The organism is Pedobacter nutrimenti, assembly GCF_032678445.1.
Lineage (GTDB): Bacteria > Bacteroidota > Bacteroidia > Sphingobacteriales > Sphingobacteriaceae > Pedobacter > Pedobacter nutrimenti_A.
The window spans coordinates 325147-341119 of the sequence record NZ_JAVTSQ010000007.1 but is presented as its reverse complement, the minus strand read 5'-3'; the positions used below and the strand labels follow the sequence as shown (position 1 = coordinate 341119).

Annotated in this window: 15 protein-coding genes; 6 read left to right on the top strand and 9 right to left on the bottom strand. The window is 39.7% G+C overall.

What is annotated here, in order from left to right:
• The first annotated feature begins 63 nt into the window (after positions 1 to 63).
• Together R2S08_RS14950 and R2S08_RS14945 are read left to right on the top strand one after the other, a co-directional pair.
• Positions 64 to 531, top strand: coding sequence for a DUF4293 domain-containing protein (locus R2S08_RS14950; RefSeq protein ID WP_316835897.1), 468 nt, complete (start codon positions 64 to 66; stop codon positions 529 to 531).
• Between the two features lie 89 nt (positions 532 to 620).
• The gene (locus R2S08_RS14945; RefSeq protein ID WP_316835896.1) at positions 621 to 2480 is read left to right on the top strand and encodes a DEAD/DEAH box helicase; all 1860 of its coding nucleotides are present in this window, start codon (positions 621 to 623) and stop codon (positions 2478 to 2480) included.
• Positions 2481 to 2851: 371 nt separating this feature from the next.
• Here the strand turns inward: R2S08_RS14945 and R2S08_RS14940 are convergent, their stop codons facing one another.
• From R2S08_RS14940 to R2S08_RS14925, 4 genes are all read right to left on the bottom strand, one after another.
• Complete coding sequence (locus R2S08_RS14940) at positions 2852 to 3175, bottom strand: hypothetical protein (protein WP_316835895.1); 324 nt, start codon at positions 3173 to 3175, stop codon at positions 2852 to 2854.
• Between the two features lie 90 nt (positions 3176 to 3265).
• Positions 3266 to 4264 (bottom strand): NAD(P)H-dependent glycerol-3-phosphate dehydrogenase, encoded by a 999-nt coding sequence (locus R2S08_RS14935; protein ID WP_316835894.1) that lies wholly within the window; start codon positions 4262 to 4264, stop codon positions 3266 to 3268.
• A gap of 74 nt (positions 4265 to 4338) precedes the next feature.
• Positions 4339 to 5697, bottom strand: coding sequence for an efflux RND transporter periplasmic adaptor subunit (locus R2S08_RS14930; RefSeq protein ID WP_316835893.1), 1359 nt, complete (start codon positions 5695 to 5697; stop codon positions 4339 to 4341).
• Between the two features lie 38 nt (positions 5698 to 5735).
• Positions 5736 to 7100 carry a TolC family protein gene (locus tag R2S08_RS14925; RefSeq protein ID WP_316835892.1) on the bottom strand — a complete coding sequence of 455 codons (1365 nt, stop codon included), beginning with the start codon at positions 7098 to 7100 and terminating at the stop codon, positions 5736 to 5738.
• Positions 7101 to 7188: 88 nt separating this feature from the next.
• Here R2S08_RS14925 and R2S08_RS14920 point away from each other — a divergent pair, with 88 nt between their 5' ends.
• Positions 7189 to 7806 carry a polysaccharide deacetylase family protein gene (locus R2S08_RS14920; protein ID WP_316835891.1) on the top strand — a complete coding sequence of 206 codons (618 nt, stop codon included), beginning with the start codon at positions 7189 to 7191 and terminating at the stop codon, positions 7804 to 7806.
• 285 nt (positions 7807 to 8091) lie between these two features.
• The gene (locus R2S08_RS14915) at positions 8092 to 10368 is read left to right on the top strand and encodes an aconitate hydratase (protein WP_316835890.1); all 2277 of its coding nucleotides are present in this window, start codon (positions 8092 to 8094) and stop codon (positions 10366 to 10368) included.
• A 53-nt stretch (positions 10369 to 10421) separates the two neighbouring features.
• Here the strand turns inward: R2S08_RS14915 and R2S08_RS14910 are convergent, their stop codons facing one another.
• The 3 genes from R2S08_RS14910 to R2S08_RS14900 all read right to left on the bottom strand — a co-directional run bounded on the left by R2S08_RS14910 (position 10422) and on the right by R2S08_RS14900 (position 14096).
• Positions 10422 to 10829, bottom strand: a complete 408-nt coding sequence (locus R2S08_RS14910; RefSeq protein WP_316835889.1) for a DUF2007 domain-containing protein — start codon at positions 10827 to 10829, stop codon at positions 10422 to 10424.
• Between the two features lie 41 nt (positions 10830 to 10870).
• On the bottom strand, positions 10871 to 12208 hold the full coding sequence (locus tag R2S08_RS14905) for a GH1 family beta-glucosidase (RefSeq protein WP_316835888.1): 1338 nt from the start codon (positions 12206 to 12208) through the stop codon (positions 10871 to 10873).
• 70 nt (positions 12209 to 12278) lie between these two features.
• Positions 12279 to 14096: a MutS-related protein gene (locus R2S08_RS14900; RefSeq protein ID WP_316835887.1), complete on the bottom strand. Its 1818-nt coding sequence runs from the start codon at positions 14094 to 14096 to the stop codon at positions 12279 to 12281.
• A gap of 62 nt (positions 14097 to 14158) precedes the next feature.
• On the opposite strand from R2S08_RS14900, the gene rlmH reads away from it, so the two are divergent.
• Both rlmH and R2S08_RS14890 read left to right on the top strand, forming a co-directional pair.
• The gene (gene rlmH / locus R2S08_RS14895; protein ID WP_316835886.1) at positions 14159 to 14632 is read left to right on the top strand and encodes a 23S rRNA (pseudouridine(1915)-N(3))-methyltransferase RlmH; all 474 of its coding nucleotides are present in this window, start codon (positions 14159 to 14161) and stop codon (positions 14630 to 14632) included.
• 59 nt (positions 14633 to 14691) lie between these two features.
• Positions 14692 to 14835 carry a hypothetical protein gene (locus tag R2S08_RS14890; RefSeq protein ID WP_316835885.1) on the top strand — a complete coding sequence of 48 codons (144 nt, stop codon included), beginning with the start codon at positions 14692 to 14694 and terminating at the stop codon, positions 14833 to 14835.
• A gap of 66 nt (positions 14836 to 14901) precedes the next feature.
• On the opposite strand, the gene R2S08_RS14885 is transcribed toward R2S08_RS14890, so the two are convergent.
• A complete protein-coding gene (locus R2S08_RS14885; protein WP_316835884.1) occupies positions 14902 to 15438 on the bottom strand; it encodes a DUF5606 domain-containing protein in 537 nt (178 codons plus the stop codon).
• 26 nt (positions 15439 to 15464) lie between these two features.
• Positions 15465 to 15926, bottom strand: a complete 462-nt coding sequence (locus R2S08_RS14880; protein ID WP_316835883.1) for a peptidylprolyl isomerase — start codon at positions 15924 to 15926, stop codon at positions 15465 to 15467.
• Positions 15927 to 15973 lie beyond the last annotated feature (47 nt).

The following is a 15973-nucleotide window of genomic DNA, read 5'->3' as shown; positions in this document are numbered from 1 at the left end:
TGATTTCAAAAGAATCAAAAAAAAGGAAGGTTTTAATATATTTGCTGAAATTATTGAACTGCTATGATACAAAGAATACAATCAGTGTGGCTTTTGTTAACAAGTTTAACGCTGTTTATTTTACTGGCCCTGCCCATCGTAACCAAAATAGATAGCGGAACTGAATGGAGCGTTTATACCACTGGCCTTCATCAAAAGTTATCATCAGATTCGGGTAGCGGGGTAAAAGCAGCATTAAACATCCCTTTGGTTGCCTCTAATGCCATTATTGCACTGCTGGCCTTTGTAAATATTTTCCTTTTCCGCGACAGAGCGGTTCAAAAACGGATTTGTAGTTTGATTATCATTTTAATTGCCGCACTGAATTTCTGGATCTTCCAATCTGCCAGGGAAATACCCGGTGGCTTAGAAGGGGCATCCTATGGCGCAGGTGCTTTTCTGCCCCTGGTTGCAATTGTATTCTGTTTTCTGGCCATAAGAGGCATCCGAAAAGATGAGCAACTGATCAGGTCTGCAGACCGCTTACGCTAAGTTACTGAATACGTGGCTGTTTTTATTTAGTTAACTACCAGTAAAATACCAATTTAAAAGCGTACCTTTGCGGCTTAATTAAATAATACATGACAAACCCATTTAAATTATTGGGGATAAGTGATGACGTTGTTAATGCTGTAAAGGATTTAGGTTTCGAAAATCCAACACCTATTCAGGAACAAGCTATTCCTGTGCTGTTAGAGGGCAATAATGACTTTGTTGGTTTGGCCCAAACAGGAACAGGAAAAACAGCCGCATTTGGATTGCCGCTGTTAGAATTGATAGACTTTAAAAGCAATAAGCCACAGGCATTGATTTTATGCCCTACGAGAGAGCTTTGCTTACAGATTACTAGCGACATCAAGAATTTCTCTAAGAACATCTCTGGTGCTAATGTGGTTGCCGTTTACGGTGGCGCAAACATTATGCAACAGTTGCGTGAGATCAGAAACGGTGTACAAATTGTAGTGGCTACACCGGGCCGTATGTTGGACATCATTGGCCGCAAGGCTATAGATTTCACAAATGTGAAATACGTAGTACTTGATGAGGCAGATGAAATGCTGAACATGGGTTTCCAGGAAGACATTAATGATATTTTGTCTACTACGCCTGACGATAAAAAAACATGGTTATTCTCTGCTACTATGCCTCCTGAGGTAAGAAGGATAGCTAAAAACTACATGGACAGTCCTACCGAACTGACCATGGGAACAAAAAACACTGGTAACGTAAATATTGAGCATGAGTACTATGTAGTTCGTGCAAGAGATAAATATGCTGCCCTTAAACGCATTGTGGATTTCAATCCTGAAATCTTCGCTGTAGTTTTCTGTAAAACCAAAATGGATACTCAGGATGTTGCTGAGCATTTGATTAAAGATGGCTATAATGCAGATGCATTACACGGAGATCTTTCTCAGCAGCAAAGAGACAAAGTGATGCAGCGTTTCCGCGACAGACACATGCAATTGTTAATTGCTACTGATGTTGCTGCACGTGGTATCGATGTGAATAACGTAACGCACGTTATCAACTATTCACTTCCTGACGAGATTGAAAGTTATACCCACCGTAGCGGTCGTACAGGTCGCGCCGGAAAAACAGGTATTTCTATCTGTATCATCAACTCTAAAGAGATTGGTAAGATCCGTCAGATCGAAAGAATCATCGGCAAACAGTTTACAAAAGCTGAATTACCGACTGGTTTTGATGTTTGCGAAAAACAACTGTTCTCTTTAGTGCACAAAGTTCATAATGTAGAAGTAAATGACAATCAGATTGATCAGTACATCCCACGCATTATGGATGAGTTTGCAGAGTTGAGCAAAGAAGATGTCATCAAACGTTTTGCATCTTTAGAGTTTAACCGCTTTTTAGAGTATTACAAAAATGCACCAGATCTGAATGCATCTGCTGACGACCGTGGAGAACGCGGCGAAAGAGGTGAAAGAGGAGAGCGTGGCCCAAGAAGAAGCAGCGATGGTTACACCCGTCTGTTTATCAACTTAGGCTCTGTGGATGATTTCACCAGAGGTGACCTTTTATCTTTTGTATGTAACAATGGTAAAATTGCGGGTAAAAATGTTGGTAAGATTGACCTTAAAGGAGTTTATTCTTTCTTTGAAGTGGAAGATGCCAGCGTAGATGCTTTGTTTAACAACTTCAAAGATATCCAATTCAACAACCGTGGTGTAAGGATTGAAAAATCCGGAGACCCTGCAGAAAGCAGAAGCGGTGGTGGTGGTGGTGGCCGTGCCCGTGGCTATAGCGGTGGCGGCGGAGACAGAAGAAGTTCTGGCGGTGGCCGTCGTGAAGGTGGAAGTGGAAGACGTGAAGGCGGAAACGGTGGCGGTGGTTTCAGAGATTTCTCTGGAAGAAGCCGTGAAGACAGAGGCGGAAGAAGCAGTGGAGGAAACGGCGGAGACAGAAGACGCAGGTCTTAATCTTTCTTATATAAATAAAAGCCCCGGAAATCCGGGGCTTTTTTGGTTTAGGTTGATATAAGATACCAGATGTCCCCTGGCTTCCTGGTAAAAGTTCTGCAAGGTATACATCAAATATATTATTTGCTCCTATAGTCAGTTTAAGGCTCTTAGTTAAATTATAACCTACGCCAGCACGTAATAACACGTCCAGGCAAAACCTGCTCATTGGCGGCTACATTGGTTGGCTGAGATACCGCGCCAAGGCACCTAAGGGAAGTGGGGTCAATATGGTCTGTACCATCGGTTAGACTAACAAAAATATTACACAACTAAAATTAAGCGCATAAAAAAACCGGAACGAGGTCCGGTTTCTAAAATTCTGACAAAGACTAATCTTTTTTCTCAGGTCTGGTTCTGATCTGAGAGGCTTTCAAATACACCTTGCCTCCTTTTTTATTAACGTAATATTTACGGTTTTTACTGTTAATATAGACATCAGAACCATCAGGTGCCATTTTCCCTTTCCAGGTTTTATCAGCTACTTTAGAAGTTCCTTTTACAGCGACCTCAGCAGTTTTATTACCTACCTTATCTGCAGTCTTCTCAATCTTCTTTCCTATAGATTCTTTCTTTTTCTCCTGTGCTTGTGTGGAGAGCGCAAATGTAGTTACCAGTCCAAAGGCAACGACACCAAATAAAAATTTCCTTTTCATATGTATATAAATTGTTAATGGTAACCCGACCATCAATCCTGAGCGTCTCATCACCAACAATATAACACCTGTAAGAAGGAATTGTTTGGTTTAATTCAGTTGTTCAGTTAGTAATTTCATCTCGATAACAGGAGAATGCTTTTCATATAAAATTGCATACACCGCTCTGCTGATTGGCATATCGACCTTATATTTTTTATTGATCACATGCATACAGCTAGCCGCATAATAACCCTCGGCAATCATATTCATCTCAAGTTGAGCAGATTTAACGGTATAACCTTTACCAACCATATTACCAAAGGTGCGGTTCCTGCTAAACTGCGAGTATGCTGTAACCAGCAAATCCCCAAGATAGGCAGATTCATTAATGTCGCGGGAAATTGGATGCACAGCACTTACAAAACGGTTGATTTCCCTGATGGCATTCGAGATCAGTACGGCTTGAAAATTATCTCCATATCCCACCCCATGGCAAATACCACTGGCTACAGCATAGATATTTTTAAGTACTGCAGCATATTCAGTTCCGAAAATGTCATCCGATATGTTGGTTTTAATGTATCGGGTATTTAACATACGGGCAAAGCCCTCTGCATGCTGCAAATTAACAGATGCTATGGTAATGTAGGAAAGTTTTTCCAGCGCAACTTCTTCAGCATGACATGGACCACTGATCACCAAAATATTCTCCAATGGCACTTTATACTTTTCATGAAGAAACTCTCCAATAATCTGGTTTTCATCTGGAACAATCCCTTTAATAGCAGAAACAATTTTTTTTCCTTCCAAATCTTCAGGACCAATATCTTTTAATGTCTCTTTCAGAAACGCAGCAGGGACGTTCAAAATCACATAATCTGCAGACTTAACAATATCCCTGATATTTGAAGAAATATTTGCGTCCGGAATACGTACTTCTACAGAACTTAAATAGTTTGGATTGTGGTGATAGGTTTTAATGTGTGAGATGGCGTCGGTATTCCGCATCCACCAGTACATTTCCTTTTGTGTAATATTATCTGAAAGCATTTTAATGATGGCCGTAGCCCAGCTACCACCACCAATCATTGCAACTCTTGGCACCATATTGTCTAAATAAAAAATCCCGGTTGAATGGATCAACCGGGACAATTTACTCAATTTATTGCGTTTGCCAGCCCTTACTTTTTATCAGGCGCAGCAAACAACTGATCCTTAGTCGTTTTCTCTACTTTCATTCCATCTTTTAATCTGTTCTGAATAGCGGAGTAAGGCCCTGTAACTACTTCTGTACCCACCTTGATACCGGATTTTATAATAATAAACCGATCGTTTTGGATGCCGGTAGCTACTTCAACCTGTTTCACCGTTCCATTATTAAACACGTATACGTACTGTTTAATCTTTTTATCGGCAAGTTTGTTCTTTTGCTTTTCCTGGCTGGCATTGTCTCCACCTTCTTCTTTAGGCTGATCCGTTTTATCTTTCTGACTCGTAAAAACTGACTGTATAGGAACAGAAAGTCCTTTCTCGGTTTCACTTTCAATATCTACACTGGCAGAAAGACCCGGTCTGAATGGAGAAGGAAGATCTTTAGCTCCTCCTTTGATATCACTATAGGATTCTGCGAGAATACGCACTTTAACTACAAAATTGGTCACCTGATCTACTGAAGAGGTTACTGCCGTTCCAATATCTTTCGAAGAACTGGCGATTTCCGTTACAACACCTTTAAATTTCTTATCAGCAAATGCATCCACCTCTATATTTGCCTTATCTCCTACATTAACCCTATTGATATCATTTTCATTGACATCTACATTCACCTCCATGGAAGACAGGTTCGAAATACGCATAATTTCCGTTCCGGCCATTTGTGCCGTTCCAAGAATTCTATCTCCCTTTTCAACAGACAATTTGGAAATCACTCCATCCACAGGTGCATAAATTGTTGCTTTGGCAAGATTAGCACTTGCTTCCTGAACATTAGCACCATTTTGTTCCAGCATAAATTTAGCTGAAGTCAAGTCCTCTTTCGATTTTTGCAGGTTGGTTTTAGCAGTCAGATAAGCCGCCTTTGCAGCGTCAAACTCAGAAGCCGAAATTACTTTTTTACCAAACAGTTCTACATTGCGTTTATAGGTTGCCTCGGCATTTACAAAATTAGCTTCTGTTTGTTTCAGGAGTTGTGCAGCAGAGGCTACTCCAGCTTTCTGAGAGCTGAAAGAAGCAACCGCTCTGTCAAAACCAGATTTCAGTACATCGGGACGAACCTTACAAAGCAATTGTCCCTTTTTGACCACATCACCCTCTTTAACATGAAGTTCAACAACCTCACCAGAAACCTCAGAGCTTAACTTCACCTCTGTTTCAGGCTGGATCTTTCCACTTGCTGTCACTGTCTCTATCACCTCTCTTTCCACGGCTTTTTCGACAGTTACTTTTTCGGCTTTGTTGCCCCCTATCACTCCAGTAACTTTTAAAATAACCAGTAATGCGATGAGTACAACGACGGCTATGATGATGTGTTTGAGTTTCATTGATCTGTTGTTTTATTGTGTGTATTATATGGTATCAATTAAAAAATAATCTGTTTCCCAAGGTAATAATCAATCACCTTAGCCCTGAACAGTAAATCGTATTTAGCCTGGATCATATCAATTTCGGCTTTATTCATATTGGTTTGAGAAGTACTGTAATCTAACGAATTCACCAATCCTACAGCATAACGTTGTTCAATCACGTGGAAAGCATCTTTCTGCGCAAGAAAAGTGTTGGTGGTTGAAGAATAACGACCTTCCGCTGCCTTTAGATCTGCAACGGCTTGATAGATGACCTTATTTAGGTTATTTTTTGCCAGTTGTTCATCGGTTTGGGTCTGGAGCAAATTGATTTTAGCTTTCCTAACCCCAATTTTTGCCTGCAGTCCATTAAATACCGGAATACTTAAACTCAGTCCAATATTTTGCCCAAACCTATCACTTAATTGTTGTGAAAATGATGTTTGAGGTAAAGGAGATGCAAATGTATAAGAATAGGAAGATCCTAGTCCGGCACTAAATGAAAGTTTAGGATAGAGATTACCCTTTGCAACATCAATTCCTTTTCTTGCAGCATCTGTACGTAAAGATGCTAGTTTAATATCCGGAAAGAATGTCAATGCATTATTATAAACTTCGTCGGGGTTATAACTAGTTATGGGCTTATTAAAGCTTGATAAAACGGGTGCTTGAACTTCATATTTGGTTGAAGAGGGCATTTCCATCAGTTGTGCAAGAGTGAGATACGAAATCGTAAGTGCATTCACTGCGTTTGTTTTATTCAATTCAGATGTTGCAAGCTGAGATTTCGCTTGTGACAAATCCGCCAAGGTCTTATTTCCAACGTCAAGTAACTGTTGCTGTACGTCCAACTGTTGTTTTGAAACTGATAATTGCTGATCCGCAGCCTTTAAAAGGTCCTTATTATATAGGATTTGAAGATAAGAGGTAATTACCTGTAAAATAAGATCATTTTTTACTTTTTCAGTATTCTTTTGACTTGCCTCCAGCAAGGTTTTATTTTGTTTAATCTGATTTAGCAAAGACCATCCCTGAAAAATGGGAACACCTGTCCCCAAAGAACCTGAAGTAGTCAACAATTTCTGGTTAATAATCTGGTAAGTATTGGGATCCTGCCCCCTGCCGAAACTAATTCCAGAAGACACTGATCCATTTAAAGTAGGTACCAGAGCCATTTTTGATTGTTTCAACGTTTCATCTGATAAACTTTCGCTAAACTGACTTTGCCTTACTTGAAGATTATTTTTTAGCGTCTTATCAATCGCTTCCTGTATGGTAATCACTTCCTGTGCGGTCGATTTCTGCACAAAACCTGTTGTGAAGGCAACAGATAACACTATGCTTAGACCGATGAACATAGGAGAGCTTGTAAATATTTTCATAATTTTAGTTTCACAATAATACTATAAACAACTAATTGATTTTGTAAATTTTCAAGTACCGCCGCCAGCAAAATTCTTACATTTGGACATGTACCTGGTAAAATCACCTCTTCTCTTAAAATGGTATTACCCATCTTTAGTCTGGAATAAAAGCCGATCTGACAAAGTCATTTATTTAACCTTTGACGATGGACCTATACCTGATGTTACAGACTTTGTTCTAAAAACTTTAAAAAGTTTTCAGGCCAAGGCAACCTTTTTTTGTATCGGAGATAATATTACAAAATATCCAGAGATTTTCCAGCGGGTAATTGATGATGGTCACCGTATTGGCAATCATACCTATAACCATCTTAAAGGATGGAAAACAACAGATGAACTCTATCTTCGAAATTTCAGTAAATGTCAGGAACTAACCGCTACCGATCTGTTTCGTCCGCCATATGGCAGGATTAAAAAATCTCAGATCAAAGAAATCAGAAATTACTATCCAAACATGAAAATTATTATGTGGGACGTACTCAGTGGTGATTTTGACATTAATCTTGCTCCTCATAAATGTCTTAAAAATGTGATTAAACATACGGCTAATGGTTCTGTTATAGTGTTTCACGACAGCCTCAAAGCATTTGACAGACTAGAATATGCTTTACCCCGCACACTTCAACATTTCCATGAACGAGGTTATGTATTTGAAACCTTATAATTGAACTTGGTTACACCAAGTTCAGACCAAAACCACAACATCCATAAAAGAGACTGTATTACAAATACTTAAGCAAAAACAAAATCAATAAACCGTCCATTTATGAACAGTGCTGTTCGTAAATGGACGTCAAATTAAAGATCCTATTCAAACACTACAGATAGCAATATTATTTAGAATACTTATAAATAATATAATGATCCTCAGATGATGGCCCGCCCCTGTTTTTTTTTGTAAATTCGCTACAAATAATTCTAATATATTACCTTTTAACACAGATTATCAATGGCTTTTGATATAGATATGATCAAAAAGGTGTATGCAAACTTCGGACCCCGTGTTGAAGCGGCCCGTAAACTAGTAGGCAGACCTTTAACACTTTCAGAAAAAATTTTATATACTCACCTTTGGGATGAGAATACCAATACTTCCTATGTTAGAGGTACGGACTATGTAGATTTTGCTCCTGACAGGGTAGCTATGCAGGATGCAACTGCTCAGATGGCTTTGTTGCAATTTATGCAGGCTGGCCGCCCTAAAGTTGCAGTACCTTCAACCGTACACTGCGATCACCTAATTACAGCAAAATATGGCGCAGAACAGGATCTTCCTGCTGCCAATACTGAAAGCAAGGAAGTATTTGATTTCCTCGCCTCTGTATCCAATAAATATGGTATTGGCTTCTGGAAACCAGGAGCAGGTATCATCCACCAGGTCGTATTGGAAAACTATGCTTTCCCGGGCGGAATGATGATCGGTACAGATTCTCACACAGTGAACGCAGGTGGTTTAGGTATGGTTGCAATTGGTGTAGGTGGTGCAGATGCCTGCGATGTTATGGCGGGTTTACCATGGGAGCTTAAATTCCCTAAATTAATCGGAGTAAAGTTAACCGGAAAACTGAACGGATGGACTTCTCCTAAAGATGTCATCTTGAAAGTAGCAGGTATCCTGACTGTAAAAGGCGGTACTGGTGCTATTGTTGAATATTTTGGCGAAGGAGCCAATAATATGAGTTGTACTGGTAAAGGCACAATTTGCAACATGGGTGCAGAGATAGGTGCAACAACCTCTACATTCGGTTATGATGAAAGCATGGAACGTTATCTACGTGCAACCAACCGTGCAGATGTTGCCGATGCAGCTAATGCGATTAAAGAACACTTAACGGGGGATCCTGAAGTTTACGCAAATCCAGACAAATATTTCGATCAGTTAATTGAGATCAATCTGTCGGAACTTGAGCCTTATCTTAATGGTCCATTTACTCCAGATCTGGCTACACCTATTTCTAAAATGAAAGAAGTAGCTGCAGAAAACGGCTGGCCGATGAAAATTGAGGTTGGATTAATTGGTTCTTGTACCAACTCTTCTTACGAAGACATTTCACGCGCAGTGAGTATAGCTAAACAGGTTTCCGAAAAAGGACTTAAAACCAATGCACAGTACTGCATTAACCCAGGTTCGGAACAAATCCGTTATACTATTGACCGTGATGGATTCCTGGATGTATTCAAACAAATTGGTGCAACTGTATTTACCAATGCCTGCGGACCATGCATCGGTATGTGGGATAGGGTCGGTTCAGAGAAACAAGAAAAAAATACTATTGTTCACTCTTTCAACCGCAACTTTGCCAAACGCGCAGATGGCAACCCAAATACTTATGCATTTGTAGCCTCACCAGAATTGGTTACCGCATTGGCTATCGCGGGCGATTTAAGTTTCAATCCACTTACAGATACTTTAACAAATGATAAAGGCGAGCAGGTAAAATTAGATGAGCCAACAGGACACGAGTTACCTCCAAAAGGCTTTGACGTGGATGATGCCGGATTCCAGGCACCTGCTGCAGATGGAAGTGGTGTACAAGTTATTGTTTCTCCTACTTCTCACCGTTTGCAATTGCTGGATCCATTTAAACCTTGGGAAGGTACAGATCTTAAAGGCTTAAAACTACTGATTAAAGCCAAGGGAAAATGTACTACAGACCATATTTCTATGGCTGGTCCATGGTTAAAATTCCGTGGCCATCTGGACAATATCTCTAACAACATGTTAATTGGTGCGGTGAATTTCTTCAATGAAAAAACCGATACGGTGAAAAATGAGCTAACAGGCGAATACGGCCCGGTACCAGCTACCCAGCGTGCGTATAAAGCTGCAGGCATAGGTTCTATTGTTGTAGGGGACGAAAACTATGGAGAAGGATCAAGTCGTGAACATGCCGCTATGGAGCCCCGTCACTTAGGTGTACGTGCCGTATTGGTAAAATCATTTGCTCGTATCCACGAAACCAACCTTAAGAAGCAAGGTATGCTTGGTCTTACCTTTGCCAACAAAGAGGATTATGATAAGATTTTAGAAGATGACGTAATAGATATCATTGGCTTAACCGAATTTACCCCTGATGTTCCGCTTACGATTGTATTGAATCATAAAGACGGTTCTAAGGAAGAGATTGAAGTTAACCATAGCTATAATGCACAGCAGATTGAATGGTTTAAAGCAGGTGGTGCATTAAACATCATCCGCAGAGAAGCCGCTGCTAAAAATGCATAAGCATTAAATAGTTTTTAAAAACTCCCGTAGAAATGCGGGAGTTTTTTTTATGCTTAATACTCATAAAGGCAATCGAAACAATGGTGAACTTTTCTGGCATGGAAGGGATAAACCAATAGCAACAGTGATACTACTGTGGTTACGATATTGAACCGTTTTTTAGTTGCCTGTACGTAACCTACATGAGGAGACCCACAATTTGGACAGGTCTCTCCTTGCCCATCTTCTTCATGAACTTCTAAAGCGGCGGTGGTTTCTCCCAGAATATTTCTGGCCAGATCCGCATCCCTTTCAAAAAGATGCAGTTTAACACCACCAAGAGCTTGTGTATACAAAGGATTTATGGTAATTGTATTCTCATCAGATAAAAAGCACTGGATTCCCGCATCCATTAACCGCGCTTTTACAATATTTGCTTCTATAGGGTTGTAAAAAGTTTCGAATACGATTATTTTATCCATTTTAAGTTTGCGTTGATGTAAACCTAAACAAAAAACCAGAACTAATGTTTCAAGAACTTTCGGAACCAGTGTCCTGAATCTTTAATAATACGTTCCTGTGTTTTAAAGTCGGTATGGATAAGCCCAAAACGTGCGTTGTATCCTTCAGCCCATTCAAAATTATCCATAAGGGTCCAGGCCATATAACCTGTTACATTTACACCCTCCTCTTTTACCTTTAATAAAGCTTCCAGATAGAGTTTAAAATACGCTATTCTTTCTGTATCATTGATAACTCCATCAACAACCTTATCATGAAACGCAGCACCGTTTTCAGTGATGATGATATTTCTAACCTTTGGATAGGCTGCAAACTGCCGGATGATGTTCTGAAAACTATCGGCATTAATTTCCCAGCCCATCGCAGTGTGGGGCTTTTTACGGCTCTTAGCTTTTACTTCCCAAGCCTGTAATACCGGAATAAAAGCATTGTACTTTATGGTGAGCGGAAAATAATTCTGAAGACCAATGAAATCAAAATCAAAAGCGAGTCTTTCGGTATGTCTCCAGGTAGAATGGTTTATCGAAAACTTCTCCATCACATCCCAATCAGCCATAGGATAACCCATTCCTAAGGCAGGCTCAATAAACAAGCGGTTCATTAAGCAATCTACCCTTTTTGCGGCCTGCAGATCGGCTTCGTTTTGTGTAAAAGGAATAATCTCCGAACAGGAGTAAGTAGTTCCTATATTGGCCTGTTTGATCTCAGCGCGAAGAATACGCCCCCCATCTGCCTGCGCCAGGGCCGCATGGTGCACTGCTGAGAAAAAGTTGGTCAATCCCGTTTCTCCGGGAGCATGTATCCCCAGCATATATCCAAGTGAAGTAAAACCAAAAGGTTCATTCATCACAATCCAGTTTTTTACTTTGTCGCCATACTCCTTAGCACATACTGTTACAAAATGGTTAAAAGCATTATTAATACTATAGGCAGTCCATCCCCCTTCATCCTGTAATGCCTGAGGCAAGTCCCAGTGGTAAAGCGTAACATAAGGTATAATACCTTGTTGCAGGCATTCATCAATTACCTGATGATAAAAACGAATACCTTCTTCATTTACATGACCGTGACCTGAAGGAACAATTCTTGGCCAGGAAATGGAAAAACGGAATATCGAAAAACCTAGGAGCCTGATCAAAGCGATGTCCTCTTTATACCGATGATAAAAATCACATGCCACTGCAGGATGATGACCTTTTTTTACCTTACCAGACTTTTTAGAGAAAGTATCCCAAATGGATGGACCTTTACCATAAGTATCGGCCGCCCCCTCAATCTGCGCTGCAGCTGTGGCAACCCCCCATAAAAAATCAGTTCCAAATTGAGATGCTTTTATCATAACTACATAAATAACAGGCAATATGAGAAACTGATATTAAATCAATATTAATTCAGCAACATAAGTAAGTCTAATCCTTCAAACTCAAACCAATCTGTTTCAAAAGTATAGCCGCATTGAAAGTTTTACAGGCCCCATGTTTCAACCTATAATCAAAATGCATCTCGCCGTCTGCAATCTGTATATCAAAATGATAATTCCGAACAGAGGATGAATATTCTGCCTCCATTTCAGACAACTGCAAATCATGCGTAGCAAATAAAGTTGGAGTTTGCTGTTCAATCATCTTTTCAATAAAAACTTTAGAGCCAAGGTATTTATCCCTACTATTTGTTCCCCGAAGCATCTCATCAATCAGTACAAAGGAATACCTCTGAATGCGGGTTGAATCCAGAATCATTTTAAGACGATTCAGTTCTGCCTTAAAGGTAGAAGTCTGATCATTCAAAGAATCCTTGATCCTCATATAAGAAAGCACATTAAAAATCGACAGGCTGAGTGCTTCAGCGCATACGGGTCCTCCAGAGAAGGCCAGAACCATATTCACACCTACCGTCCTTAAAAACGTGCTTTTCCCTGCCATATTAGACCCAGTTACAATATCAACAGTTGGCTTTTCACTTAAGTTATAACTGTTCACAATTCGTTTTCCATCTTCAATCAGGGGATGACCAAGATTCAGCGCTTCCAAAGCGAAATTTTCCTGAATTTTCGGGTATACCCAGGCAGGTTCATTATAGTTTAAGGTTGCAAAAGAAATGAGCTCCTCAAACTGACTGATCCGGTATAAGCCTTTCAATATATGAGCAGAAGAACCAACATACCATTTATCCAGTCTCACCGTGCACCTCAAATCCCAAAGAAAGAACAAATTTAAGAATGAAGAAACTATAATATTCAACCGGGCATCAAAAGCTTGAATGATAGACGACAGTTGCTTAATTTGTTTGCTAACAGGAGTACTATCCACTTCAGGCTGGAAAAAATCGCGGATATACTTGCTCTTCCACTGTACACGTTCTGTCCATTCAATTGTTCCCGAAAATGCGCTCAATAATTCTGCTCCTCCGCTAAAACCGTAATATACCTGATTGATCGCCTTCAGATTAAAAAAAGTAAGTCCAGCATTAAATACTGCGACCAGCCCGATAAGATTCCACCATACCCCCCCTGCAAATGAGCCGATGATCAATAAACCAATTGTTAAGAAAGGAACAAAAGCTATATAGGCCCGAAGTAATTTAGCATGTATGAAACGTAATTGCAATTCCAGTTCATGAGCAAGCTTATGCTCAATAACGCCCAACTGACTGGATTCATGATTCTGCAACTGAGCCCGGAAATGAAAAGTATCTTCAATATGTTTGTTCAGCTCCTCCATCCCCTCCTGCCTTTCCAAGATGACAGTACGTTCTAATGGTGCTTCCAAATGACGAGCCAGCAGATCCATCCCTCTGGTCGTTTTACAACGGTTAAGCGTTGCATATAAGGACTGCGGGCCAAAAACATCCAAATCAGAAGTATATGGATGATGCTCATCCTGATATTGGGTTCCATCGTCATATCCATTCTTTCGATCTAGCAATAGATGTTCTTCATTCTGAAAAATCCACAATAATTTTCTTGCATACTTCAATTCGCTCTGTAAGCCCACTTGTTTTTTGACCAGGACCATGAAAATCAAAACAGGAATGCACAGGAGCAATCCCATAATCCAGTGATAACCCTGACTAATGATCAACGCGACAATTAATATCTCTGCAATAAATACCCCCAATCTGGATAAGGAAACTTGGTTGAGTTTTTTGACCAGGCCATCTACCCTGTTTTGTTGGATCTGTATTTGATTTTGATAGTGAATTAAAATAGCTTCTTTAGTTTTTACCATATATTTGAAGATTCTCAGAAAATCATAAATATAGGCAATACATTATATACCCTAAGAACGGAATGAAGATAACCTTACTGGTGGTTGGAAAAACAGAAGATAAATATCTGATTGAAGGTATTGAAAAATACCTGAACAGACTGAAACATTACATTGGCTTCAACTTAACTGTAATTCCAGACATAAAAAACACCAAGAACCTTACTGAAGCCCAACAGAAGAGCAAAGAAGCAGAATTGATCCTGAAACAGATCGGCAATTCTGATCTGGTCGTCCTTTTAGATGAAAAGGGTAAGAAACACAGTTCTGTATCTTTCGCCAACTATCTGAACAAACAAATGATCGGTAGTGTTCAACACCTGATATTTGTCATTGGAGGCCCTTATGGCTTTGATGAAAGCATTTACAAACGAGCTGCCTCCTCCATTTCACTATCAGACATGACATTCTCCCACCAGATGGTCCGTCTATTTTTTGTTGAGCAACTGTACAGGGCCTTCAGTATCCTAAAAGGAGAACCCTATCACCACGAATAATCAGATTTCTTTATGGAATTAAGATCAAAAAATCATCATTATAAAAAGGAGATATCGTTATGATAGACGAAGATTTAAAAAACAAACTTAAATTTACCCGGAATTATAAGTTCAAAAGTGATACTTCAAGTGCGCGAGGTAGTTACTGGATTGCCATCATCATTTCAGTTATTGCATTCCTGCTCCTCTGGTATTTACTGTAAAAAGAATACCGCATAAAAAAAGCCGGATGCTTTGACACACCCGGCTTTTACAATCGATTATTAAGGCTATACTCCCTTCTTACTGGTCATATTTGCCTTTTTTGCAGGCTGAGCAGTTTTACTTGGAGCTTTCGCATTAGATGGCTTTGGTGTTGCCTTTGCCTTTTTCTCTGCTTTCTCTTCAGCTTTAACAGCCTCATGTTCTTCTGTACCCGGAGCTTCTTCGCTAAATAAAGGAAGTTCCTTCAATAAGTGATACCAGCTAACAATCTTTTTCATATCAGAAGTATAAACCTTCTCATCATCATGATTAGGTGCTACCTCATTAAAAAAGGACTTCAACGCTGAAGCATCAGCCTTCGCGTCAGGAATATTTCCTTTTGCTGCTGCAATATTAGCTAAAACATCCACCAGTTTCAGATCATCTTCCTGTCCGTAAACCGTAATGTCTTCCAGAGATGCCAGTTTAGTAGTAGAGATATTTGCAACGATCTTAACCTTTTGAGCATCCAGACTTTCCAATACGTAGCCCGCTTTATTTTGTCCAACAAGCTTATATAACCCAGGTCGGCCAGACACTGCTACTATTCCTCTTAAATTCATATGTTTTATTTTTTGAAAAGACAGAATTAATCTTCTATCACTTCTATACTTAAAATTTTATCCCCTTGTTTAATATCGTCAACAAGATCAACATTTTCTGTTACTTTACCAAAGCAAGTATGATTTCTATCCAGGTGTGCTGTATTGGTCCTGCTGTGGCAAACAAAAAACTGTGAACCACCGGTGTTTCTTCCTGCATGCGCCATAGACAATACACCTCGGTCATGGTATTGGTTCTCTCCATCAAGCTCACAGTCAATTTTATAACCCGGACCTCCTGTACCTGCCAAATGAGCTTTAGCAGGATCTTTAGAGTTCGGACAACCACCCTGAATCACAAAATTAGGAATCACGCGGTGAAAAGTAACGCCATCATAAAATCCTTCTTTAGCTAATTTTTTAAAATTGGCTACGGTATTAGGTGCATCTTTATCGTAAAACTGAACGGTCATGTCACCTTTTTCTGTTTTTATTATTGCTTTGCTCATATTCATTTTTTATGTAAACGCCAAATTTAGTAAATTGAAATGATTAC

What these genes read in the sequence shown, in the direction of transcription:
- R2S08_RS14950 (WP_316835897.1), top strand. Translation starts at nt 64, where the DNA reads ATGATACAAAGAATACAATCAGTGTGGCTTTTGTTAACAAGTTTAACG.
- R2S08_RS14945 (WP_316835896.1), top strand. Translation starts at nt 621, where the DNA reads ATGACAAACCCATTTAAATTATTGGGGATAAGTGATGACGTTGTTAAT.
- R2S08_RS14940 (WP_316835895.1), bottom strand. Translation starts at nt 3,175, where the DNA reads ATGAAAAGGAAATTTTTATTTGGTGTCGTTGCCTTTGGACTGGTAACT.
- R2S08_RS14935 (WP_316835894.1), bottom strand. Translation starts at nt 4,264, where the DNA reads ATGGTGCCAAGAGTTGCAATGATTGGTGGTGGTAGCTGGGCTACGGCC.
- R2S08_RS14930 (WP_316835893.1), bottom strand. Translation starts at nt 5,697, where the DNA reads ATGAAACTCAAACACATCATCATAGCCGTCGTTGTACTCATCGCATTA.
- R2S08_RS14925 (WP_316835892.1), bottom strand. Translation starts at nt 7,100, where the DNA reads ATGAAAATATTTACAAGCTCTCCTATGTTCATCGGTCTAAGCATAGTG.
- R2S08_RS14920 (WP_316835891.1), top strand. Translation starts at nt 7,189, where the DNA reads ATGTACCTGGTAAAATCACCTCTTCTCTTAAAATGGTATTACCCATCT.
- R2S08_RS14915 (WP_316835890.1), top strand. Translation starts at nt 8,092, where the DNA reads ATGGCTTTTGATATAGATATGATCAAAAAGGTGTATGCAAACTTCGGA.
- R2S08_RS14910 (WP_316835889.1), bottom strand. Translation starts at nt 10,829, where the DNA reads ATGGATAAAATAATCGTATTCGAAACTTTTTACAACCCTATAGAAGCA.
- R2S08_RS14905 (WP_316835888.1), bottom strand. Translation starts at nt 12,208, where the DNA reads ATGATAAAAGCATCTCAATTTGGAACTGATTTTTTATGGGGGGTTGCC.
- R2S08_RS14900 (WP_316835887.1), bottom strand. Translation starts at nt 14,096, where the DNA reads ATGGTAAAAACTAAAGAAGCTATTTTAATTCACTATCAAAATCAAATA.
- rlmH (WP_316835886.1), top strand. Translation starts at nt 14,159, where the DNA reads ATGAAGATAACCTTACTGGTGGTTGGAAAAACAGAAGATAAATATCTG.
- R2S08_RS14890 (WP_316835885.1), top strand. Translation starts at nt 14,692, where the DNA reads ATGATAGACGAAGATTTAAAAAACAAACTTAAATTTACCCGGAATTAT.
- R2S08_RS14885 (WP_316835884.1), bottom strand. Translation starts at nt 15,438, where the DNA reads ATGAATTTAAGAGGAATAGTAGCAGTGTCTGGCCGACCTGGGTTATAT.
- R2S08_RS14880 (WP_316835883.1), bottom strand. Translation starts at nt 15,926, where the DNA reads ATGAGCAAAGCAATAATAAAAACAGAAAAAGGTGACATGACCGTTCAG.